This window comes from Lactobacillus delbrueckii subsp. bulgaricus, assembly GCF_046938665.1.
Lineage (GTDB): Bacteria > Bacillota > Bacilli > Lactobacillales > Lactobacillaceae > Lactobacillus > Lactobacillus delbrueckii_C.
Window position 1 is genome coordinate 17,177 of record NZ_JBKZCD010000017.1, and the last position, 19,497, is coordinate 36,673.

Annotated in this window: 14 protein-coding genes; 8 read left to right on the top strand and 6 right to left on the bottom strand. The window is 50.5% G+C overall.

Features of this window, described 5'->3' with window-relative positions; genetic code table 11:
* The first annotated feature begins 45 nt into the window (after positions 1 to 45).
* The 3 genes from ACLUXO_RS07365 to ACLUXO_RS07375 all read left to right on the top strand — a co-directional run bounded on the left by ACLUXO_RS07365 (position 46) and on the right by ACLUXO_RS07375 (position 1,664).
* Entirely contained in the window at positions 46 to 828 is a 783-nt protein-coding gene (locus ACLUXO_RS07365; RefSeq protein ID WP_412136990.1) for a tyrosine-protein phosphatase, read from the top strand.
* A complete protein-coding gene (locus tag ACLUXO_RS07370; protein ID WP_412136991.1) occupies positions 828 to 1,328 on the top strand; it encodes an O-acetyl-ADP-ribose deacetylase in 501 nt (166 codons plus the stop codon). Before ACLUXO_RS07365 ends, ACLUXO_RS07370 begins: the two co-directional genes overlap by 1 nt.
* Positions 1,329 to 1,424: 96 nt before the next feature.
* Positions 1,425 to 1,664: a hypothetical protein gene (locus ACLUXO_RS07375; RefSeq protein WP_412136992.1), complete on the top strand. Its 240-nt coding sequence runs from the start codon at positions 1,425 to 1,427 to the stop codon at positions 1,662 to 1,664.
* Between the two features lie 55 nt (positions 1,665 to 1,719).
* Here the strand turns inward: ACLUXO_RS07375 and ACLUXO_RS07380 are convergent, their stop codons facing one another.
* Positions 1,720 to 2,637 (bottom strand): cytochrome C5, encoded by a 918-nt coding sequence (locus ACLUXO_RS07380; RefSeq protein WP_412136993.1) that lies wholly within the window; start codon positions 2,635 to 2,637, stop codon positions 1,720 to 1,722.
* Positions 2,638 to 2,910: 273 nt separating this feature from the next.
* On the opposite strand from ACLUXO_RS07380, the gene ACLUXO_RS07385 reads away from it, so the two are divergent.
* The 3 genes from ACLUXO_RS07385 (at position 2,911) to ACLUXO_RS07395 (ending at position 10,268) form a co-directional block, all read left to right on the top strand.
* Positions 2,911 to 6,903 carry an SEC10/PgrA surface exclusion domain-containing protein gene (locus tag ACLUXO_RS07385; RefSeq protein ID WP_412136994.1) on the top strand — a complete coding sequence of 1,331 codons (3,993 nt, stop codon included), beginning with the start codon at positions 2,911 to 2,913 and terminating at the stop codon, positions 6,901 to 6,903.
* A 519-nt stretch (positions 6,904 to 7,422) separates the two neighbouring features.
* Entirely contained in the window at positions 7,423 to 8,826 is a 1,404-nt protein-coding gene (locus tag ACLUXO_RS07390) for a class II fumarate hydratase (RefSeq protein ID WP_003613167.1), read from the top strand.
* A 23-nt stretch (positions 8,827 to 8,849) separates the two neighbouring features.
* Positions 8,850 to 10,268 (top strand): DASS family sodium-coupled anion symporter, encoded by a 1,419-nt coding sequence (locus tag ACLUXO_RS07395; RefSeq protein ID WP_412136995.1) that lies wholly within the window; start codon positions 8,850 to 8,852, stop codon positions 10,266 to 10,268.
* A 175-nt stretch (positions 10,269 to 10,443) separates the two neighbouring features.
* On the opposite strand, the gene ACLUXO_RS07400 is transcribed toward ACLUXO_RS07395, so the two are convergent.
* From ACLUXO_RS07400 to ACLUXO_RS07420, 5 genes are all read right to left on the bottom strand, one after another.
* Complete coding sequence (locus tag ACLUXO_RS07400) at positions 10,444 to 11,976, bottom strand: C69 family dipeptidase (RefSeq protein WP_412136996.1); 1,533 nt, start codon at positions 11,974 to 11,976, stop codon at positions 10,444 to 10,446.
* A 277-nt stretch (positions 11,977 to 12,253) separates the two neighbouring features.
* On the bottom strand, positions 12,254 to 13,201 hold the full coding sequence (locus ACLUXO_RS07405; protein WP_412136997.1) for a sugar-binding transcriptional regulator: 948 nt from the start codon (positions 13,199 to 13,201) through the stop codon (positions 12,254 to 12,256).
* Positions 13,202 to 13,361: 160 nt separating this feature from the next.
* Positions 13,362 to 14,282, bottom strand: coding sequence for an aggregation-promoting factor C-terminal-like domain-containing protein (locus tag ACLUXO_RS07410; protein WP_412136998.1), 921 nt, complete (start codon positions 14,280 to 14,282; stop codon positions 13,362 to 13,364).
* Positions 14,283 to 14,586: 304 nt separating this feature from the next.
* The gene (locus ACLUXO_RS07415; RefSeq protein WP_412136999.1) at positions 14,587 to 14,961 is read right to left on the bottom strand and encodes a bacteriocin immunity protein; all 375 of its coding nucleotides are present in this window, start codon (positions 14,959 to 14,961) and stop codon (positions 14,587 to 14,589) included.
* A gap of 11 nt (positions 14,962 to 14,972) precedes the next feature.
* The gene (locus ACLUXO_RS07420; protein WP_412137000.1) at positions 14,973 to 15,731 is read right to left on the bottom strand and encodes a DeoR/GlpR family DNA-binding transcription regulator; all 759 of its coding nucleotides are present in this window, start codon (positions 15,729 to 15,731) and stop codon (positions 14,973 to 14,975) included.
* 290 nt (positions 15,732 to 16,021) lie between these two features.
* On the opposite strand from ACLUXO_RS07420, the gene ACLUXO_RS07425 reads away from it, so the two are divergent.
* Positions 16,022 to 18,553: a M1 family metallopeptidase gene (locus tag ACLUXO_RS07425; RefSeq protein WP_412137001.1), complete on the top strand. Its 2,532-nt coding sequence runs from the start codon at positions 16,022 to 16,024 to the stop codon at positions 18,551 to 18,553.
* Positions 18,554 to 18,689: 136 nt separating this feature from the next.
* On the top strand, positions 18,690 to 19,475 hold the full coding sequence (locus tag ACLUXO_RS07430) for an HNH endonuclease (RefSeq protein ID WP_412137002.1): 786 nt from the start codon (positions 18,690 to 18,692) through the stop codon (positions 19,473 to 19,475).
* Positions 19,476 to 19,497: the final 22 nt, after the last annotated feature.

A 19,497-nucleotide genomic window follows, 5' to 3' on the forward strand; every position in this document is an offset into this window, starting at 1 on the left:
AGGGAGAAGAAATTTTCGCGGATTTTTAGAAAAGGGGGATGCAGGATGGAGCTGCAAAGGGTGATAGAACTGGACATGCCGGTCAACTTCCGCGACCTGGGCGGCTATCAAGGTCTAGGCGGCCGCCGGGTCAAGTGGCGGAAGATTTACCGGTCAGCGGCCTTAAATGAGATGTCGGCCAGGGACCGGGTCAAGCTGGCCAACCTGCGCATTACGGTGGACTGCGACCTGCGGTCCAGCCGGGAGCAGCGGTCTTATCCCGACCTGCTCTGGCCGGGGGTCCATTTTGTGAATATTGGTCTTTACGCTGAAGGCGACCGTTTCAACCAGGCCCATCCTTTCTTGCGCCTTTTTCACCATCTGCCGGAATTTGACGACTACCTGCCCAAGATTTACCAGCAGGTTTTGTTAAATGAACATTCAGAAGAGGGGATCAAGCGGGTCTTTGAAGAACTGCTGAAACTGCCGGAGGACCAGGCCCTGGTCTACCACTGCGCCGCTGGCAAGGACCGGACGGGGATCATCAGTATTTTGATCTTGATGGCCCTGGGGGTGGATGACCAGACGATCGCGGAGGACTACTTATTGACGGATGAATTGTACGATTTTTCCATTGAGAAGCAGCATCCGACTAATGAGAAGCTGTCGCAGGTGATCGCGAAGATGAATGTGACCCGGGGCGAAGGACCCGCGGTTAAAGGAATCACGGAGACCATCCGGCAGGGCTGGGGCAGTTTTGACAAATTTTTTACCAGAAAACTGGGCTTCAAGCAGGCTGACTTGGACAAGTTCCGGGAAATGTACTTAGAGGAGGACGAGAAAGACTAATGAATTTAGAAATCTGGCAAGGGGATATCACGACTTTGAAGGTGGACGCGATTGTCAACGCGGCTAACCGGGAATTGCGGGGCGGAGGTGGCGTCGACGGTGCCATCCACCGGGCAGCGGGACCGAAATTGCATGAGGCCTGCCGGGCCCTGGGCAGCTGCGAGACGGGTGAGGCCAAGATCACGCCGGGCTTTAACCTGCCGGCTAAGTACATCATCCATACTGTAGGGCCGATTTACTCGGGTTCACACAGCGATCCCTTGCTTTTGGCGGCCTGCTACAGAAACAGTTTGCGGGTGGCCCAAGAGCAGGGTCTGCATTCGGTCGCTTTTTCCGCGATCTCAACCGGGGTCTACGGCTATCCGCTGGACGCGGCCAGCAAGGTGGCTTTCGGTGAGGTCCGCAAGTGGCTGAGAGAACACAAGGATTACGAAATGCGGGTAATCATGGTGGCCTACGACGCCCGGACTTACGCCTTGTATCAGAAATTGCTGGGCTAGGAAATGGAGATTGACATCTCTCTCATAATGATTTAAGCTAATACCAATTTGAAAATAGTGTAAATTATATTTTTGCTTACAAGAGAGAGATAGAAGATGTTGAGAAAATATTACGTGACAATCGTCTTTACTCTGCTGGCTCTGCAAAATTTGCTGAGCAGTTGGGGAACGCTGCAGTACCGCCTGGTCATGCTGGCTTTAAACCTGGTCTGCGGTTTTGGCATGGAGTACCTGGTGAACAAGAAGGCGCCGGCAGAGAAATACAATTTGTGGAAGGGATGCACGGCAGCTGTTTTGCTGGCAGTCAACCTGCTTTGGATTTTTCTGACAAAATAGATTTAGAATCAAACGAAAAAGCTTCAGTAAAGCAATACTGAAGCTTTTTTCATTGTTATTCAAATTCATCTTTCTTGATTTCCCGGTAGATAGCCAGGATAAAGACGAAGACGGCGGAGATGATGGCCGGGTAGACCATACCGCCGACTTGGACGGCGTTTTCCGCTGCTGCCTGGCTCATCTGGTTTTGCACGGCATATGAGATGACCCAGCGGTTCATCAAAGTTGGCGTCAAGGCAAAGGAGATGGTGGCGATCAAGGAGGCCACCGTCATCACGTGCCGGGAGTAAGGTTCTCTGAAGAACTGGGACAAAACGCAGAAGGCCGGGGCGATCATCAAAAGGAAGATCCAGAGGATGATCATGGTGCCGGCCGTGGAGTTCATCATCTGTGAGCTGTTGGTGGCGTAGCGGTAGGTCCCCCAAAGCGATCCCCCGGTCAGCTGGTTGAAGAGGTTCAAGAAATAGGACCCTTGCTGGCCAAAAGTCCCCTGATTGGAGAGCATGTTCTGGATGACCGTCAGGCTGTCAGTTGCCCCGGCGCTGGAGAAGTCAACGCTGACGATTTGCCGCATGTAGGCGGCCAGGAACATGATAGTTGACCCCAAAAGCTGCAGGGCCTTAATCATGCTCAGCTTGCGGGAGGCCTTGAGCTTGAACTCCAGACTGAGGACCCGGTTAGGGTGGTGAGAGCGGCCGATCACGAAGATACCGGCGATGGTCAAAACGATGATGATGGCCAGGCCGATCCACCACTTGGCCAGGATGCAGAAGAGGGCCAGGCCGATCATGATGACCGTGACGTATGGGCGGTCGGCGAAGATCTGCCAGAAGTTGAGCCGGACCTTCTGCTCGCTTCTTGACGCCCCGTCAGTGTTCAGGCGGGGAACGGAATTAGGGTTTGTCTGCCGCGTCTGCTTTTGCGCGGTTTGTTCTTGTCTTTCTTGGTACTGTCTGCGCGACATTCTTGCCATATAAATCTTCCTTTCGCATTCACAAGCCTAGCACAAGTTGGCTTGCAAAGGCTCTTTTTTCAGACGGTTTAACTAAAATTATAGGCTAATTACCGATCCTTTGGGAAAAAATAGTTGAGCAGCTTTATTGCTTTTTTGATGATAATTTTGTCCTTTTAATAGATAAAAGAATCTTTGCTTTTCCGGTACTTCCTGCTTTCCCGGGAATCTTTCCATCATTTATAATTAGGTATATATGTGATTTTACTATTTAAGAGTGAAAAGGGGAAAAACATGAAAGCGAGAAGCGAGACCCGGATCAAGCAGATGGCAGCAGTTGCGGCTGCTGGTATTGGGGCAGTCAGCCTGGGCGCGGCAACAAATTTGCCTCAGCCAGTCAGCGCGGCCACTAATGACGTCCAGGCTAGTTCCAGTCAAGACGACTTGAAGACGGCCCAAGAGAACGTTAAGACGGCTGAAGCGGAAAACACGCAGGCTCAGCAGGCGGCCAGCCAGGCGCAAAGCGCGGTCGCTGACCAGGAAAGTGCGGTTAACGAGGCCAAAAAGGCCAATGAAGCTGCCCAAACTGATTTGACCGCGGCCCAAGACGCGCAAGCAGCAGCTGCTAAGACCGCGGAGGCAAACAAGGCTGCCCAAGCTGCTGATCAAGCTGATTTAGACCAGGCAAAAGAAGCACAAACTAAGGCAGGACAAGCCCTCCAGGACGCGCAGAAAAATTCGGCAGCTGCCAGTCAAGCAGCCAGTGACCAGGCAAAAGAGGTCAGCCAAAAAGAAGAGGCAGCAAAGCAAGCCAAAGAGCAGGCGGCTTCCGCCGCTCAAGCCCAAGAAACGGCCCAAAGCCAGGCGGGGCAAAAGTCCGCGGCTAAAGACCAGGCAGCTTCTGACCTTAAAAATGCCCAAGAAAACTTAGCCCAAGCTTCTGCCCAAGCAAACTCAGCAAAGACTGCCGTAGCGAAGAATGAGCAAGATTTGCAAAAGGCCAGCGAAGAAGCAAGTACGGCGAAAAAGGTCAATGCTGATGCGGTAAAGGCCCAGGAAACGGCCAAGGCGGCAGCAGAAGAAGCCCAAACTACTGCAAATCAAGCCCAAACTGTCTATGATTCAGCCAAAGACAATGCTGATCAAAAGACTGCTGGCCAGGAAGCAGCGCAAAAGGCTTACGATGATGCGCAAACCGCCAAGACTACAGCAGAAGCTGAGCAGACCGCGGCGGCTAACGATGAAGCCAAGGCTAAGTCTGCCGTAGACACTGAGGTAGCAACGGAAGTTTTATACAGCGGCGAGCTTCCGGACTTAGAGAAGAAGGTCACGACCGCGCAAGCTGCTTATGACTACCACGAGAATTTGACGAAAGAGCGGCAGAATACTTTTGAGAATACTTACCAAAAGGCTGTGACTGACGCGGAAGCCAATCTTCAAACTATCAAAACGGCAGAAGGCGACGTCAACAAGATCGTTTTGCCAGATGGCTTCTTAGAGGCGGCTCAGGAATACTATGTTGCGGACGAAAACAGCAAGGCGGCAGCCGCCCAGAAGCTGTATGAAGTTGGGCAAAAGGGCCTGCCGGGCTTTACCTACAACAACCGCTACATTTCCGCGGCCGCTGATGAAGGGCGGAAAGTGGAATTTGTTGATGGCCAGGTGATGAACGCGGATGACGCTAAGGAACTGACTTTGTACGCGGCTTCCTTGATCAATCCGCTGCGCGAGGCCAATGGCCGGAAGGCTTACAAGGTCAGCCAGAATTCAGTGCAATATTCCAGTGACGTAGCAAAAGAATATGATGCTGACCAATGGCGGCTGGGAGCAAGAGGTCACGACGTGCTGGCCTTAAATAGAGTTGCAATGGACTACAGCAGCCGCGGCATCACCAGCAACAGTGAAACGGAGAACGCGACCAACGGCTTTGTCTGGCTGAATTACACGCAAGATGAAAAGGCCAAGAATCTTGCTGAATACACGGCGGTCAGAAACGCGGTGCAAAAGGGCCAGGCCTACACGGGCACGATTGGCATGAACAAGCTCAAGCAGGCGATCTATGAGTCAATCTTGGGCTGCCTGGTTGACGACTCCGGCTCAAATTGGGGGCATATGAAGGCCTTCCTTTTTGCCAACCCAGCCAGAACGGAATACTTGGGCGTGTCGATTGACCACTTCCTGCAGATCCACTTTAACTCAGTCAGCTTCACCAATGACCATTCAACCGAATATGAAGTTCCGGCGTTAGGGACAGGGGACCGGCAGAAGGTAATTGACGCGATGACTGAGCTGTCTAAGAAAGAAAGCGCGCGGGATCAATACCAGTACCTTTACTTGGAACCAGAAAAGAATTATCTCGCTTCCGCAACTAGCAAGTTAGAGACGGCCAAAAAAGATCTGCAGACAGCAAAAGATAAGGTAGCCGCGGCAGATGAAGCTATAAAGAAGGCCCAAGAAGCCTATGCTGCTGCCCAGGAAACGACGGCGGCTAAGGCGGAAGCTTTGACCAAGGCGCAAGAGCTGGCGACTAAGGCAGAGACTGCTTTAAACGCGGCCAAGGCTGAAACGGCAACTGCGCAAACGGCGTTGACCAGTGCCCAGACCGCTTTGACGGAAAAGCAGGCAGTTTTAAAGGAAAAGACTGAAGCGGCAAGTACGGCAGAAGCCGAAGTAAAGAGCACGGCGGAAGCTTTGCGGGCGGCGGAAAGCAAGGTGGCGGATTTGACTGCCAAGCTGGCAGCGACTAAGGCAGAGGCTGAAGAGAAGGCAAAGAAGCTGCGAAGCGCGCAAGCTAGTGTTGGTGCGGCTGAAACGGCAGTCGGGGATGCAGAAAAAGCTGCAGCTGACGCAAATGCCGCGGTAGAAGCAGCAAGTGCTCAAGCAGCAGCAGCTAACGTGGCCAGTCAAAAGGCTGAATCTGAATTGGCAACTGCTCAGCAGAAACTGGCGGACTTGCAGGCAGTAAAGGCCCAAGCAGAAACTGCTGAAGCTGCGGCGGCAGAAGTAAAGGCAACTGCTGATGCTCAAGTCAGTGAACTTGCTCTTAAGGCAGAAGAAAGTGCCAAACTGTCAACGTCCACGGAAAAGGAAGACCAGGCTTTGGCAGCCGCAAAGGCAAGCGCGGCAAGCGCGCAAGCTGCTTTGACCGCGGCGGAAGCTGATCTGGCGGAAAAGAAGGAAGCATTGGCCACTGCTACGGCAAAAGCGGCCGCAACTTTGCACGCTTTGAACCTGGCTAAGGCCCGCCTGGCTGCCTTGGAAGTAACTCAGCCGACCGAACCAACGACTCCAACGGAGCCAAGTAAGCCGAGCGAGCCGACGGAACCAACGGAGCCAAGTAAGCCGACTGAGCCAACAACTCCAACGGAACCAAGTAAGCCGACCGATCCGACGGACCCAACGGAGCCAAGCAAGCCGACCGATCCGACGGACCCAACGGAGCCAAGCAAGCCGACTGAGCCGACGAACCCAACAACTCCAACGGAACCAAGCAAGCCGACGGACCCAACGACTCCGACGGAACCGACACAGCCGACGGACCCAACGACTCCAACGGAACCGACACAGCCGACAGAACCGACAACTCCGACGGAGCCGACAAAACCGACAGACCCAACTGAGCCGACGAAACCGACAGACCCAACGACTCCAACTGAGCCAACGACTCCAACTGAGCCGACGAACCCAACGACTCCAACTGAACCAACGGAGCCAAGTAAGCCGACTGAGCCAACCGAGCCGACGACTCCAACGGAACCAAGTAAGCCGACAGATCCGACGATTCCAACTGAACCAACAAAACCGACGGACCCAACGACTCCAACTGAGCCGACTCAGCCAAGCACAGAACCGTCAACGGATCCAACGACTAAACCAAGTGCTGAGCCATCAACAGAGCCAAGTATTGAACCATCGACGGAACTGTCTACTGAGCCAACGACAGAACCGACTACCGAGCCGTCCGAAGAACCTTCTACAGAACCAACTGCTGAGGAAAATACTGAAGAACCAGCTGATACGGAAAAAGATACTGACGGCGGTGACGTTGTGACTATAGTTAACACGGATGAAGAGCCAGCAACTAAGTCAGCAGCCAAGACGCCAACTCCTGTAACTAAGTCAGCCAATACAGCACCAGTAGCCAAGGCTCCAGTTGCTACTGCAGCCCAGCTCCCGCAAACTGGTGAAAAGGACGCTAAGCCAGGCATCTTGGCAGGTATTCTTTCTCTGCTGGCCGGAGTTTCTCTCTTTGGCTTCAGCCTTAAGAAAAGAAAGCAAGAAAAGTAATCCCTAATTTGGTAAAAATCAGTCTATAAATAAAGAGCTTCAGAAGCATTTAGCAACTTCTGAAGCTCTTTTTTTTCCTTATATTTTTGTCTTTGTGCTGGGGATGCAACTGCCAAAAATCCCTCATTTTTCAGCTATGCTCATTTTGCGCATTCTTCTCAAAAACGATGAAAACGTATTATTATAAGAAAAAAGCTGCCTGAACCGCTTTTAGCAAATGAATATTTCACAAGTTACATTTTTCATTAACTTCCTGTAAAAAACAGGCCGAAAAAATTTTGCTACATCAAATTAAATTGCGAAAAGCTTCTAGCAATCGCTTACTTCTGGCTGAAAACTTTTACATTTTAAGAATTTTGCTAAAAAATTCCCCGAATTTCAAAAAATAGATAGCTCTTGAAATTCTTTAAAAAACAGCAAAAAGCTGTGTTATTTTTAACAAAATTCAAAAAAGCCGTTATATAATGCAATTAGTTAAGCAAGAATTTTGTAAAGTTTTTTTGTAAGGAGATTTGTAAGATGGCAGAACAAGAATACCGTATTGAATCAGACACGATCGGTGAAGTTAAGATTCCTAAGGAAGCTCTCTGGGGCCCGCAAACTGAAAGAAGCCGCAACAACTTCCCATCCGGCGAATTGATGCCATTGGCTATCATCCGTGCTTTCCTGCACTTGAAGAAGGCTGCTGCTGAATCAAACGTTGAAGTTGGCGACGAACCAGCTGAAAAGGGACAAGCAATCGAAGAAGCTATCGACCAATTGCTGGCACTTAGCGACGAAGACTTGCGCAAGGACTTCCCACTTCACGTATTGCAAACTGGTTCAGGTACTCAAACCAACATGAACGTCAACGAAGTTGTTGCCAACCTGGCTAACAAGCTTCACCCAGGCTTGAACATCCTGCCTAACGACGACGTCAACCGTGGCCAAAGCTCAAACGACACTTACCCAACTGCAATGAACATCGTTGCCGTTGAAGCTGTCGACAAGCTGGAACCAGCTATTGAACACCTGATTGACGAACTTAAGGTAAAGCAAGACAAGTACTGGAAGACTGTCAAGGTTGGCCGTACCCACCTGCAAGACGCTACTCCTTTGACTTTCGGCCAAGAAGTTTCCGGCTACATCTCAGCCTTGAAGCATGACCTGGCTTACATCCAAGAATTGAAGCCAAGCCTTTACGAATTGGCTATCGGTGGTACTGCCGTAGGTACTGGCTTGAACGCTGCCCCAGGCATGACTGAAGCAATCGCCGGCAAGCTGTCAGAAGTTTACGGCCACGAATTCAAGGTTGACACCAACAAGTTCTGGGGCCTGGCTCACCACTCAGCTTTGAGCGTAATGCACGGTGCCTTCAAGACTTTGGCCAACGACATGTTCAAGATCGCCCAAGACATCCGCTTCCTGGCTTCTGGCCCACGTGCCGGCTACGGTGAACTTAACATCCCAGCCAACGAACCAGGCTCATCAATCATGCCAGGCAAGGTTAACCCAACCCAAGCTGAAGCCGTAACCATGGCTGTAGCCCGTGTATTGGGTAACGACGTAACCATCAACTTCGCTGCCAGCCAAGGTAACTTCGAAATGAACGTCTTCAAGACTGTCATGATCGCTGCCTTCCTGGAATCAGCTGACATCCTGGCCGGCACGATCACTGGCTTCGCTGACAAGATGATCCACGGTTTGACTGTCAACGAACAAAGAATGGACGACTTGCTGGAAAACTCCTTGATGACTGTTACTGCTCTGTCACCAAAGATCGGCTACCACGAAGCTGCCGTAATCGCTCAAACTGCTCAACGTGAAGGCACTACCTTGAAGGAAGCTGCCCTGAAGAGCGGCAAGGTGACTGAAGAACAATACGATGAATGGATGGACTACATGGCCATGACCAACATCGACCGGACTAAGCCGGAAGAATAGTTTTTCAAAAAGCGGGAGAAAAAATGTTAGCAAAAGTTAATTACAAAGGCTTCATCTGGCCTTTGATCATCGGGATTGGGCTCTTCCTGCTCACTCCTCTGCGCCCGGCGACCATCACCGTTGCCGGCTGGCATATGTTCGCCATCTTCCTGGCGACGATCATTGCCTGCATTACCAAGCCCCTGCCAATCGCCGGGGTGTCCATCATCGCCTACGTGATCATCATCGGCTTGGGCCTGGTGCAAATGAAGCCAGCCCTGTCAGCCTTTGCTGACTCAACTCCATGGACCATCGCCATGGCCTACATGATTGCCCGGGGCTTTACCAAGACTGGCTTGGGCCGGCGGATCGCCTTGATCTTCGTCCGGGCCTTCGGGAAAAAGACTTTGGGTCTGGCCTACTCCTTGTCCATGATCGACTTGGTTGTTTCACCAGCCACTCCAAGTAACACTGCCCGGTCTGGTGGTATCGTCCTGCCAATCATCGAATCCTTGTCCGACACCTTCGGCTCCAAGGTTTCTGATGGCACGGAAGACAAGATCGGTTCCTACCTGGTCTTCAACGAATTCCACGCCAACACGATCTCATCCAGCCTCTTCATGACTGCCTCAGCTCCTAACGTGGCCGCGGTTGGTCTGGCAGCGGCTAACGGGGTCAAGATTTCCTGGTTCGGCTGGGTAGCAGCCGCTATCGTGCCAGCCTTGATCTCCTTCATCTTAGTGCCAATCATCATCTACAAGATGTACCCGCCTAAGATCAAGGAAACTCCTAACGCCAAGGAATGGGCTGACGGCCAATTGAAGGAAATGGGCGCTATGAAGGCTTCTGAGAAGGTTATGATGGCAGTCTTCATCCTGGCCCTTGTCTTGTGGATGCTGTCCAGCTTCATCGGCTTGGACGCTACCTGGGTAGCCTTCCTGGCAACCGCGCTTTTGCTGGTAACCGGGGTGCTGACTACCAAGGACATGCTGGGCGAAACTGGTGCCTGGAACGTTGTCATCTGGTTCTCAATCTTGATCTTCATGGCCAACCAACTGAGCCTTAAGGGCGGCGTGATTCCGTGGCTACAGACTTCAATCAAGTCTGTCATCGGCGGCATGTCACCAGTTCTGGTCATGGTCATCCTGGTTCTGGTTTACTTCTACAGCCACTACCTCTTTGCCTCCGGCACGGCCCACGTTGTTGCCATGTACGCTCCGCTGCTCTTGATTGCCAAGAGTGCCGGCGTACCGGTAATGTTCGCGGCTATCATGCTGGGCATGACTGGGGCGATCTTCCAGTCAACCACCCACTACTCATGTGGGCCGGCTACTGCCCTCTTCGCCCCAGGCTATGTCAAGCAGACTGACTGGTGGAAGATGTGCTTCGTTTTGGGTCTCTTCTACCTGGTAGTCTACGGCGGTATCGGCGGCTTGTGGATGAAGCTGATCGGCCTGTGGTAAAAAGTTTAAAAGCAAGTTTGCAAAGTACTTGTAAGTAAAGTGAAAAATTTGTAAGTGAAAAGGCAGCTCCTTAGCGGGGCTGCCTTTTTAGCGCGGCTTAAAATATCGATGTTACTATTTTTACTTGTTAAAGTACTTCTTGTTTACAGTTACTATGGAAATTACAGAAATAAAATTACTTGTTGAAAGTGAGCTTGGACTTGGTTACCGGAGCCAGCTTGTTGGAGTGGACGATCAAGCTCTTGTTCATGGTCTGCCACTTGCCTTGCGCGTAGTCAGCGTTCTTCTGGTTCTGCTCAGTCAAGTAGGCCGTCAGCTTGTCACCGGACAAAGTCTTGGCTACCTTGTCGCTTTGGGCCAGGTTGGCCTTGAGCTGCTTAGTTACGGCCTTCTTAGTTGGGTTAACGTCCTTGTAGATCAAGTCCGTCTTCTTGCCAGTTGAGCTGTCGATGAACTTCTTGTGCTTGTAGGCTTCAACTACCATGGCCGTGGTCTTGTAAGTCCAATAGGCGGACTTGGTATTAGTCGGGTCCTGGTAGTCGCCGTCAACCTTGTACTGGCTTGGCGTGTCACTGATGTTGGTGTAGAAAGGCAGGTAGACGCTGTTAGCCGGGGAGGCCATGGCCAGCCATTGGATAGCCGCGTATTCCTTAGGCACATTGTTTCTGATCTGCAGGATGTGGGATTCCACGTCAGTTGGCACGTTGATTGGCCGGTAGCCGCCCTTCCACTTGCCGTAGCTGGAGTACTTGGTCCCGGTGAAGTGGGAGGAAAGCACCTGGCCGACCTTGGCCGGGCTGACCTTCTTGTCCGGCTTGAGGAAGAGGGTGTAGGACTTCTTGGTAATTGACTGCTTCTTGCTTGGGGTCAAGATTCTCTGCCCGTCCCACATTCTTGGCCGGTTGTAGATGGCGTCGGTCTTGTCGTTGGTGCCAAAAGCCTTGGAGTAGTTGACCGCGCCTTTTGCATAGCCAGCCAGCTTGATCTTCTTGTTCTTGGACCAGGCCTTAACCTTTTTGACCAGGTTGCTTGAAGCCATGTAGTTCTTAGAGTCCTTGAGGTTGAGCTTGCCGATCACCATTTGGTTAGGGATGACGGCATACTTGTTGTCTGGAACTCTGACAGCTGCCCAGGTGTGGCCGGAGCCGATTTCCATGTACCAGATTTCGTTCTTGTCGCTAAAGATGACCCCGTTATTTTCGGCGCTGCCTTGCTTTTCAACGATCTGGCCCAGGCGCTGGACGCCTTCCTTAGCGGAGTGGATGTAAGGCAGAATCACGTCCAGCATGGAAGCTTCGGAGATCCCGTTCTTGACTAAGTTGTCAGCTTTCAAGCCCTTTTTGTTGGTCGTACCTGATTCCGTAGCACTCATGGCCACATTTTCGCTGTTAATCCCGCTCTCGCCAAAAATCCACTGGCCATTTTCCTGCTCGCCGTCTGGTGTGCTGGTGTAGCGCAGGGCAGTCTTCGGCAAGCTGGTCTTGAAGCCGTTGTCTTCAGAAACATAAGTGGTCGGGCCATTGCTGGTTGCCTGGTGAACATAGAAGTGCTTGGACCAGGCGCCCACGTCTTCATTACGGGCAACCAGGGTTGATCCGTCGGTCGTGGCCTTCTTGCCAACTACTACAGTCGTGCAGGCTTTAACAGGTGTGGCGGTAAAAGCAGCTGCCAGGCCGAGGGCACCGGCAGCCCAAATAAACTTACGCATGATATTTCCCCCTATCAAACATAATCCTATCAATCACACAGTAGCGCTTGTTAGCGCTTACCAAAAGAAATCATAAGCCTCTTGCCATTAAATTACAACCCTATACGAAAAGAGAAACTACTTTATTAAGAAGGAGCTGGGCAAGAAATTATCGGAAAATGAGAAAGATTTTTACATATAAAATAGGGGATAGCTAGATTATACCGGTTGAAAAAAGGACCGGCTCTTTTTCGGAGCTGGTCCTTTTGCCTGCTAAGCAGGGAAAATAATTAATTTTTTACCGGCCGCTTTCTTCTTGCAGCTGCAGGACCCGGTCAGCGATGGTTTCACTGGTGACCAGGTGGGTGATGATGCCCGACTTGAGGGCGCCTAAGAGGGCTTCAGACTTGAAGCGGTCGTTGACCACGACGAAGCGGACCGGGGTCTTGACGATCTGCTGGTCGGAGATGCCGATGATCTTGTCAGTAATTGAGCTGAAGAAGTGGCCTTCATGGTCGTATGGCCGGCCGAAGATCATGCCGGAGATGTTCTTTTGGTGGATGTTCTTAAAAAGGAGGCTCTCGTATTTTTCATGCAGGAAGCTTTCTTCTTCAAAAGCCTGCAGGGTGCCCAGGCTGGCGACCAGGAGATCCATGTGGTCATAGAGCTCATCCAGCTTCTCGTAAAAAGGTTCCTTCTTGATCAAGTTGACCAGGTCGGGGTTGGAGGAGTAGAGGGGAGCGGGCAGGGCGCGGAAGTGGCCGCCGCATTGGGCAGCGGCGATGCTTTCCAGCGGATTCTTGCGGCCGTTGCCTTGGAGAGGGTAGCCAACCAGCTGAACGAAGGTCAGGTCATCATTCTTAACTTCCGTAAAGGAGTTGATGATGTCGAGCATGGTCGTGCCCCAGGTGATCCCGACGTTCTTGCTGGACTGCATGTAGCTCTGGATCTGTTCAGCGGCAAAGCTGACGATCTTTTCGCTGTCCTGGTTCTTGGTCTCCAGCTTTTTTAAGATAAAAGCTTCCTTGAGGCCAAACTGCTGGCGGAAACTCTTTTCCAGGCCGGGATTCCGCTTGGCTCCTTCCTTGATGTTGATCTGGACGATGCCGGTCTTTTCAGCATCGCTTAAGGCCTTGTCGATGAGGTAGCGGGACAGGTTGTATTTGGCGGAAATTTCGGCGATGTTGAGTTTGCTGATGTAGTAGTCGTGTGCGATATTCGCAAGCTGGTCGTTGCTGAGCTGCATGATTTCCTCCCAATTTTAGACATTTAAAAGACTATTTAAATATTGTAAAGCAAAAGGTTACTTTTGTAAAATAAGTAAAAAGGTATCACTTTTTGAAAAAGGCAAAAAGAACAAAAAAGAAGGGGGAATCAAGCGATTCCCCCTTCGGCATTATCTGATTTTAGTACCAGTTGTGAGCCAGCCAGAATCTCTTGGCGTTGACCCATGAACCGTAACGGCCGTAAACGTAGCGGTCAGCAGTCCGTTCTTGGTTTGCCTTGGACAGGTTGCCGCCCAGGTAAGAGATCAAGAGTTGGTAGCGGCCGTAACAACTGCCGTTTCTGGCAGTGTAGGAACCGCCTGATTCCCGCATAGCGATCCAGTACTTAGCAGCCTTTTCAGCTGACTTCTTAGCCGCCTTCTTCTTAGCGGCAGCTTTCTTCTTGGCAGCGGCCTTCTTCTTAGCGGCGGCTTTCTTAGCAGCCGCCTTCTTCTTGGCAGCGGCTTTCTTAGCGGCTGCCTTCTTAGCGGCAGCGGCCTTCTTGGCAGCAGCTTCAGCCGCCTTCTTAGCAGCCTCGTCTTGCTGGTCAGTTGAGCTTTGGCTTGATTCTGAACTTTGGTCAGCAGCCTGGCTTTGGTCAGCGCTGGCAGTTACAGCTGCGGTAGCGGCCTTAGTAGTCTTCTTAGTTGACTTCTTCTTAGTAGTCTTCTTAGCAACCTTCTTGGTTGATTTCTTGACTGCCTTCTTCTTGGAAGTCTTCTTAGCCTTTTTAGTAGCCTTCTTCTTGCTCTTCTTAGTAGTCTTCTTGGCCTTCTTAGTGGTCTTCTTTACCGTGCTGGTTGAAGTCGCGCTAGAAGTAGAAGTGCTTGAACTGGTTGAGCTTGCTGAAGCAGCATCAGCTGAGCTTTGAGTAGCAGCGCTAGACTGGCTTGCGGCCTGGTCTTGGCTGGCTTGTTGGTCTTGACTAGTTGCAGTTGCTGATTGTTGGGTAGAATTTGCGTCATTAGTAGCCGCTGAAACGTTAGCGGCGGGAGCAACCACGAGGGCAGCTGCAAAAGCAGTTGCTGATAAAACTTTCTTGAAATTGTGTTTGAACGTCATATGGTAGAAACTCCTCACTTGCTTCTCTTAAAAAACTAAGTCTATGCTACTAAAGGAATATGACAGGAGTGTTACAAAACGACCACAGCTCGTTAACAATCTGGTAAAATGAACATTTTTTTGGCAAAAAGATCATAAAAAAGCCAGAAACAGGGCTGAAATTATCATTTTAAGCGCTTTAAATTAGCTGTACAGATAAGTAACATTAGTAATAATTGTCAAGAGAATGCAATAAAAGGAAAAGGCCAGTCGTTTGACTGGTCTTTTACGTATATAATTATTTCAAAAATGGAATTAATTTCCGTTAGAAACTGAACTGGCTGATCGAGTCCAAGGGGCTGAGGTAGACGAAGTTCAGCTTGACCCGCCGGGTCAGCCGGGTTAATTCAGTCAGCAGCTCTTGCTGCTCCTTGGTAAAGCGGAGCTGGTTGAGGCTGGCCTTGGCTGGCAGGTAGAGGGCCAGCTTGGCTGTGTATTCCATCGGGTGGTCATTCGAATCAAAATGGCCCAGCACCAGGGCAATCGCGTCCCGCAAAGGCTTGTAGCGGCCGATGTTTCTTTCATTATAAATGTCAGAGAAAAAGCTGGCGTAGAAGTTTTTGAGAAGTTGGTAGGTTTGCTCACGCTCTTTCTCTTGCTTATTATTTTGAAAAAACTTGCGGAAAATTGCCTCTTGCATGGTTTTGCCTCCTAATCTAACTGCACGATCCGTGTATTTGGGCGGAAATATTCGCGGTAGGCAGACTCCAGAGCTTCATCGGTGATCACGACATCGATGGCTTCCAGAGGAGCTGCCAGGTAGGGAGCGGTCAGTTTAGAGGTGAATTTGTAGTGCTCAGCAACCAAAATTACGCTTTGCGCCCGGCTGACTGCCAGGCGGATTACTTCGGCATCGGCCTGGTCTTGCAGGTAGATCCCGTCTTCACCTACATGCACGCAGGCGATAAAGGCTTTATTGAAGCGGATCTGGCGCAAGTAGTCCAAGGTCAGGGCATCTGAAGTGTAGCGGTTGACCTTGTTGAGCCGGCCACCTAAGAGGGTGACGGCTGGCCAAGGGGCGTCCAGCAGAGCCAGGGCGTTGTCGATCGAATTAGTGATGATCTGCAATTCCTGGCCGCGGATTTGCCGGCAGAGCTGCTGCAGGGTAGTTGATGGACCGATGTAGTCGCACTGGCCGGCGTGGATGAAGTGGCTGGCTTTTTCTGCCATGGCCAGCTTAATTGGAGACAGGATCTTCTGTCTGGTTAAGTAGCTGGGCACATCGTCTTGCTTAAGGGCCATGACGCCGCCGTGTACCCGCAAGGCCTGGCCGGTTTGACTGAGCTTAAGGATGTCACGGCGGGCGGTATCGAAGGAAACTTGGAAATGTTCAGCGATTTCCCGCGTGCTTAGGCGCGGCTGTTTGGTCAGCCACTGGCAAATTTCTCTTAATCTGGCTTCTTGATTCATTTTTTCTCCCTAGCAATAAGATATCAGCAAATTTCTGGTCAATCATTATTTTATCAGTGTTTCCCGTAAATAGATCAGCATATGTCAGCGTTTATCCATGGAAACGCGTAAATTCCTTGAAGAAAAAGGCTTAAGGCCGGGCCCGGAGGCATGCGCGTTTTTTAAAAGCTGGCAGGGGAAAAAACAGATATTTTGCGTTAAAGAGGCTTTATTTGGGCTTTTTTGCTAGAATAGAGAAGTGTGAATACAATACGCGAGGAAAAACCAGACGCGGATTATAGGAGGAAACAATGGCTGTTAAGCGTTTTTACGAAACATTCCATCCAGATCACTACGATCTGTACATCGACGTTGACCGGGCAGCAAGATCTTTCTCAGGGACTTCCACCATCCATGGTGAAATCCAGGAAGAAACTGTCTTGGTCCACCAAAAGTACATGACCATCAGCAAGGTCACTGTTGACGGCAAGGAAGTGCCGTTTACTTTTGGTGACGACTTTGAAGGCATCAAGATCGAAGCCGGCAAGACTGGGGAAGCGGTCATCGCGATCGACTACTCAGCGCCTTTGACTGACACCATGATGGGGATCTACCCGTCCTACTACCAAGTTGACGGCGTCAAGAAGGAACTGATCGGGACCCAGTTTGAAACTACTTTTGCCCGGGAAGCCTTCCCATGTGTTGACGAACCAGAAGCTAAGGCAACCTTCTCCCTGGCCCTCAAGTTCGACGAACACGAAGGCGAAACTGTTTTGGCCAACATGCCAGAAGACCGGGTAGAAAACGGCGTGCACTACTTTAAGGAAACTGTCCGCATGTCCAGCTACCTGGTTGCTTTTGCCTTTGGTGAAATGCGGTCATTGACCACCCACACCAAGAGCGGGGTCTTGATCGGGGTTTACTCAACCCAAGCCCACACTGAAAAGGAACTGACCTTCTCCTTGGACATTGCCAAGCGGGCAATTGAATTCTACGAAGACTTTTACCAAACTCCATATCCGCTGCCGCAATCACTGCAGCTGGCCCTGCCTGACTTCTCAGCCGGCGCCATGGAAAACTGGGGCCTGGTAACCTACCGGGAAGCCTACCTGCTTTTGGACCCAGACAACACCACTTTGGAAATGAAGAAGCTGGTTGCGACTGTGGTGACCCACGAACTGGCTCACCAATGGTTCGGCGACCTGGTAACCATGGAATGGTGGGACAACCTCTGGTTGAACGAAAGTTTCGCCAACATGATGGAATACTTGTCAGTTGACCACCTGGAACCTAACTGGCACATCTGGGAAATGTTCCAGACTTCTGAAGCAGCGGCTGCCTTGACCCGGGATGCAACCGACGGGGTACAGTCAGTGCACGTGGAAGTCAACGACCCGGCTGAAATCGACGCCCTCTTTGACGGGGCCATTGTTTACGCCAAGGGTTCAAGAATGCTGGTTATGGTCCGGTCACTCTTGGGCGACGAAGCCTTGAGAAAGGGCTTGAAGCGCTACTTTGACGAGCACAAGTTTGGCAACGCGGCAGGTGATGACCTCTGGGATGCCTTGTCAACGGCTACTGACCTGAATATTGGGGAAATCATGCACACTTGGCTGGACCAGCCAGGCTACCCAGTGGTGAATGCTTTTGTTGAGGACGGCCACTTGAAGCTGACTCAAAAGCAATTCTTCATCGGTGAAGGCAAGGAAGTCGGCCGCAAGTGGGAAATTCCGCTTAACGCCAACTTCAAGGCACCAAAGATCATGTCTGATGTTGAACTTGACCTGGGCGACTACCAGGCTCTGCGGGCAGAAGCCGGCCACGCTCTGCGCTTGAACGTGGGCAACAACTCCCACTTCATCGTGAAGTACGACCAGACTTTGATGGACGACATCATGAAGGAAGCCAAGGACTTGGACCCAGTTTCCCAATTGCAATTGCTGCAAGACCTGCGGCTTTTGGCAGAAGGCAAGCAGGCTTCATACGCTGACGTGGTACCAGTTCTGGAACTCTTCAAGAACTCAGAAAGCCATATCGTGAGCGATGCCTTGTACACGACTGCTGCTAAGTTGCGGCAATTTGCCCCAGCTGGCAGTGATGCTGATAAGAAGCTGCGGGCTCTGTACAACGACTTGTCTAAGGACCAAGTTGCCCGTTTGGGCTGGCTGCCTAAGGCAGGGGAAAGCGATGAAGACATCCAGACCCGGCCATATGTTTTGTCAGCAAGCCTATACGGCCGCAACGCTGAATCTGAAAAGCAAGCTCACGAAATCTACGTGGAATACGCTGATAAGTTGGCAGAACTGTCAGCTGACATCCGGGCTTACGTTTTGATCAACGAAGTTGAAAACTACGGGTCAAGCGAATTAACTGACAAGCTGATCAGCCTCTACCAGGCAACCAGCGACCCATCATTCAAGATGGACTTGGAAGCTGCGATCGTGAAGAGCAAGGACGAAGGCGAACTGAAGAAGATTGTTTCCTGGTTCCAAAACGCTGAAATCGTTAAGCCACAAGACTTGCGCGGCTGGTTTAGCGGCGTCTTGTCCAACCCAGCAGGTGAACAACTGGCCTGGAACTGGATCAGAGACGAATGGGCATGGATGGAAAAGACGGTCGGCGGCGACATGGAATTCGCTACTTTCATCACTGTCATCTCCCGCGTCTTCAAGACTCAGGAACGCTACGACGAATATAACGCCTTCTTTACTGACAAGGAAAGCGACATGCTGCTGAACCGGGAAATCAAGATGGACCGGAAGGTCATTGCTACCCGGGTAGACTTGATTGCCAGCGAACAAGCTGACGTCAACTCCGCGGTTGCTGCTGCTTTGCAGAAGTAATTGAATAGAGCATAAGAAAACTGTTTCCGGTGAGAGCTGGAAACAGTTTTTTGTGTATTGTTTTAAAAAATTCTCGTCTCTTGTGTTATCCTGAAAGCGATAAATCTATTTTGGATAAAAAGCTAGGGGATTAGTTATGGCTAATAATAAGGGAAAACGCTGGACAGAAGAAGAGACAACGCTAGCATATGCTTTATATTGTGAGATGCCATTTGGCCAAATTTCTGGCAGTAATCCGAAAATTATTGATCTTGCACAGTTGCTTGGAAGAACGCCTGGTTCGGTAGGAATGAAGATGTGCAATCTTGCGCGTTTTGACCCAGAATTGCGAAAGCGGAATGTTGTAGGCTTGAAAAACGGCAGCAAGATGGATGAGTTTGTTTATAGGAAGTATGAATCAAATCTTGAAGAACTTGCTTATCAAGTCCAGTTGATCAAAAACAGTCTTTCAACTGGGGAAATACACGAACCAAAGTACTACAATCAAGAGCTAGTCAATATGCCAGAGGGTAGGGACAAAGTACGGAAAGTAAAGACCAGAGTTGGCCAGGATGCTTTTCGGAGAGTTGTTCTTAGCTCGTATCATAACAAGTGCTGCATAACTGGCATCAACAACTCTGAATTGCTTGTAGCCAGTCATATTAAACCCTGGAGTGTAAGCGATGCAGTAACTGAGAAAACTAATCCGAGAAATGGCTTATGCTTAAATTCATTGCATGATAAGGCCTTTGACTGTGGATTGATTACCATAGACAAAGAGCTTCATGTAATAATTTCTGATAATCTCGCCAAAACTGAAATGGATGATAATACTCGTGAATGGCTGAAAAGCTACAACCATCAGCAAATAGCCCTCCCAGAAAAATTTGTTCCTTCATTAGAATTTATCGAATATCACAATGACGTTATATTTCAAGGATAATAAATTGAACATAGAAAAAGAC

What these genes read in the sequence shown, in the direction of transcription:
- ACLUXO_RS07365 (WP_412136990.1), top strand. Translation starts at nt 46, where the DNA reads ATGGAGCTGCAAAGGGTGATAGAACTGGACATGCCGGTCAACTTCCGC.
- ACLUXO_RS07370 (WP_412136991.1), top strand. Translation starts at nt 828, where the DNA reads ATGAATTTAGAAATCTGGCAAGGGGATATCACGACTTTGAAGGTGGAC.
- ACLUXO_RS07375 (WP_412136992.1), top strand. Translation starts at nt 1,425, where the DNA reads ATGTTGAGAAAATATTACGTGACAATCGTCTTTACTCTGCTGGCTCTG.
- ACLUXO_RS07380 (WP_412136993.1), bottom strand. Translation starts at nt 2,637, where the DNA reads ATGGCAAGAATGTCGCGCAGACAGTACCAAGAAAGACAAGAACAAACC.
- ACLUXO_RS07385 (WP_412136994.1), top strand. Translation starts at nt 2,911, where the DNA reads ATGAAAGCGAGAAGCGAGACCCGGATCAAGCAGATGGCAGCAGTTGCG.
- ACLUXO_RS07390 (WP_003613167.1), top strand. Translation starts at nt 7,423, where the DNA reads ATGGCAGAACAAGAATACCGTATTGAATCAGACACGATCGGTGAAGTT.
- ACLUXO_RS07395 (WP_412136995.1), top strand. Translation starts at nt 8,850, where the DNA reads ATGTTAGCAAAAGTTAATTACAAAGGCTTCATCTGGCCTTTGATCATC.
- ACLUXO_RS07400 (WP_412136996.1), bottom strand. Translation starts at nt 11,976, where the DNA reads ATGCGTAAGTTTATTTGGGCTGCCGGTGCCCTCGGCCTGGCAGCTGCT.
- ACLUXO_RS07405 (WP_412136997.1), bottom strand. Translation starts at nt 13,201, where the DNA reads ATGCAGCTCAGCAACGACCAGCTTGCGAATATCGCACACGACTACTAC.
- ACLUXO_RS07410 (WP_412136998.1), bottom strand. Translation starts at nt 14,282, where the DNA reads ATGACGTTCAAACACAATTTCAAGAAAGTTTTATCAGCAACTGCTTTT.
- ACLUXO_RS07415 (WP_412136999.1), bottom strand. Translation starts at nt 14,961, where the DNA reads ATGCAAGAGGCAATTTTCCGCAAGTTTTTTCAAAATAATAAGCAAGAG.
- ACLUXO_RS07420 (WP_412137000.1), bottom strand. Translation starts at nt 15,731, where the DNA reads ATGAATCAAGAAGCCAGATTAAGAGAAATTTGCCAGTGGCTGACCAAA.
- ACLUXO_RS07425 (WP_412137001.1), top strand. Translation starts at nt 16,022, where the DNA reads ATGGCTGTTAAGCGTTTTTACGAAACATTCCATCCAGATCACTACGAT.
- ACLUXO_RS07430 (WP_412137002.1), top strand. Translation starts at nt 18,690, where the DNA reads ATGGCTAATAATAAGGGAAAACGCTGGACAGAAGAAGAGACAACGCTA.